This is a genomic window from Umezawaea endophytica, assembly GCF_025061645.1.
GTDB lineage: Bacteria > Actinomycetota > Actinomycetes > Mycobacteriales > Pseudonocardiaceae > Umezawaea > Umezawaea endophytica.
In genome coordinates, this window is sequence record NZ_JANYMP010000065.1 from 1 (window position 1) to 2,294 (window position 2,294).

Genomic DNA, 2,294 nt, shown 5'->3' on the forward strand with positions numbered 1-2,294 from the left:
AGAGATCCGTTCTTCGAGGGTCAGCATCGAGCGGTGGTCCTTTCGTTGAGGGACAACGACAAACGGGGCACGACTGGGCTATGTGGTCGTGCCCCGCTGAGGAGTGGAGGGGTTAGGCAGCTAGATCGCGGACGATGCGGGCGGCGTAGTCGGCGGGGACCTTGACGGCGTCCTGGACGTCCTGGGCTGTCAGCTCACGGCCTTGTGCGCGGACGTCTTGGGTCTTGGCGTCGAGTGCGGCGACCATCTGTGCGGGTAGCCGCAGGCGAGCTTGGGCGGTGACCACGGCGGCTGGCTCGACAGCGGCGACCGGTGCGGGTGAAGCCGCAGTGACTTCCGGGTGTGCGGGAGGTGCAGCCGCGGGGGCCTGGTGGGCGGCGAGCGCGTTGTCTCGCGCCTGGTTGCAGCGGTGGGTGATCACGGGCATGACTTCGGCGATGAGGTAGACCACGGCTGGGACCACCAGGTGCAGGAACACGTTTCCCGCGTTCACGGTCCCGGTGGCGGGGCGCAGGCTGGACCACACGTTGGTGATCAGGGTCGCGCTCAGCAGCACGTGCTTGAGGCGTTTCACGGCCTTGTGCTCGACGTCCAGGCCCGCCGAGAGCATCTCCGCTTCCCAGCGGAGCAACGTGATGAGGATGCCCGCCAGGGCCGGTTCGACCAACCAGGCACCCCACCACAGTGGATCGGCCGGGGTGAGCTTCCCGGCGAGGAACGCTTGGACCCCGGTGGTGGTGAACCCGAGTCCGATGGCGAGGAACAGCCACATGGAGCGGGTGACCGAGATCCGGAACCGGTCGGCGCGCACCGCACCTAACAGGGGGTCGGTGGTGAGCGCGTGGAGTTGGTGGGACTCGTCCAGGCGTGCCCGGAGTCGGCGCACCGACCGGGTCTCTGCGGGCTGGTTGTCGTTGTGGTGCTTGGGTTTCCCGAACACGGGCGCACCTCCTAGGGCTATTGGTCGAGGGTCAGAGACCGCGTGCGGCGCGCACGAGCATGCGGCCGAGCAGCAGCAGGAGCACGGCCAGGACGACCGCGCCGAAGATGCCGAAGGCGAAGTACATGACCGCGAGGCCGATCAGCGCGGTCGGGATGACCTTGAGGGCGTAGGCGAGGGAGCGGCGGTTGACGGGGATGGCGAGCAGGAGGTTCATCAGGCCACGTCTTTCTGGTCGGTCGAGACAGGGGCGGTGGTTTTGCGGGGGTAGTGCAGTTGGTTGCGCTGCGAGCCGGTGAGGTCGCCGAAGGTCCCGGCGGCGTAGTAGCGGCGGGAGCGGGTCTGCTGCTCCCAGCCGAGCTGGTCGGAGCGGCACTCGACCTGCACGGGGCATCCGGCGCACAGCGTCTGGGCCTGTTCGGTCCGGGTGGAGTCGAAGAAGACTTCGGTGTCCTGCCCGGAGCAAGCGGCCTCAGCACGCCACGCGGGTGGCTGGCCGGACCGGCCGAACAGGGCGAGCATCAGCGCCTTGTGGCCGACGTAGGAGCCGTTCTGGGTGTTCACGCCGCCACCGCCACGACGACCGGAGCAGCGGTGGTGCGGGCGAAGCCGAGCAGGTCGGCGACTTCGTTGAACGACACCGACTCTGTGTCGTGCTCGGCCACGCCGAAGGTCCGGGCGAGGTCGAAGGACTCGGGGAAGGACGCCAGGCGCGCACCTGCGCCGAGGTCGAGCACTCGGGCACCGACGGCGGAGGCCGGGATGGAGCAGGCCATGCCGATTCCGAGCCCAGCGCCGGTCCGGCCGGTCGCGGCGAGGGTGAACACGCCGCCAGGGCGGTGGGTCCACGCGAGGTCGACGCCGTGCAGGGTGTTGGCCCACAGCAGCAGGCCGGTCACCCGGTCCAGCGGGGCCGCGGAGGTGAACTCCAGGTGGATCGAGCGCGACCGGGTGGAGATCACCAGGCGGTCGGGGCGGGAGAGTCCGTGGGTGCGCATGGTGGCGCGCAGGGTGCGCAAGATCCGGTCCAGCGACCGGGTTCCGTTCTGGGGCATGGCGAACAGACCTCCTTACGAGGCAAGACAAAAGGGAGTGAGAGGTGCGGCTGATGTGGCTACGGAGTCGTCAGGCGACGATGCGCAGGCCGGGTGCCTTGACGGCGTTGACGAGTTCGGCCAGGCCGTCGTCGGAGGTGTAGGCGGCGCGGACCCGCTTGGGTGCACCGGAGCGCGGGGCGACGCGGTAGCCGATTCCGGCGGTGGTGCCGTCGTCGGGGATCTTGTCGGCAATCGCGCCCTTCTCACGGGCACCTTCGCCGAGCACCATGTCCGGGTGCCGCTCCGAGGTGACCCGT

The 2,294-nt window shown here is 69.4% G+C and carries 4 protein-coding genes and 1 pseudogene; all 5 read right to left on the bottom strand.

Features of this window, described 5'->3' with window-relative positions:
• Positions 1-112: 112 nt before the first annotated feature.
• Positions 113-940 carry a hypothetical protein gene (locus NZH93_RS49435; protein WP_259630344.1) on the bottom strand — a complete coding sequence of 276 codons (828 nt, stop codon included), beginning with the start codon at positions 938-940 and terminating at the stop codon, positions 113-115.
• Positions 941-971: 31 nt separating this feature from the next.
• Positions 972-1,157, bottom strand: coding sequence for a hypothetical protein (locus tag NZH93_RS49440; protein ID WP_259630345.1), 186 nt, complete (start codon positions 1,155-1,157; stop codon positions 972-974).
• The gene (locus tag NZH93_RS49445) at positions 1,157-1,504 is read right to left on the bottom strand and encodes a WhiB family transcriptional regulator (RefSeq protein WP_259630346.1); all 348 of its coding nucleotides are present in this window, start codon (positions 1,502-1,504) and stop codon (positions 1,157-1,159) included. Before NZH93_RS49445 ends, NZH93_RS49440 begins: the two co-directional genes overlap by 1 nt.
• Complete coding sequence (locus NZH93_RS49450; protein WP_259630347.1) at positions 1,501-1,995, bottom strand: hypothetical protein; 495 nt, start codon at positions 1,993-1,995, stop codon at positions 1,501-1,503. The genes NZH93_RS49445 and NZH93_RS49450 overlap by 4 nt, the downstream gene beginning before the upstream one ends.
• Before the next feature lie 70 nt (positions 1,996-2,065).
• Positions 2,066-2,294, bottom strand: a pseudogene (locus tag NZH93_RS49455) (cell division protein FtsK); the annotation flags it as partial.

Coding starts and splice junctions, on each gene's coding strand:
- NZH93_RS49440 (WP_259630345.1), bottom strand. CDS start 1,157: ATGAACCTCCTGCTCGCCATCCCCGTCAACCGCCGCTCCCTCGCCTAC.
- NZH93_RS49450 (WP_259630347.1), bottom strand. CDS start 1,995: ATGCCCCAGAACGGAACCCGGTCGCTGGACCGGATCTTGCGCACCCTG.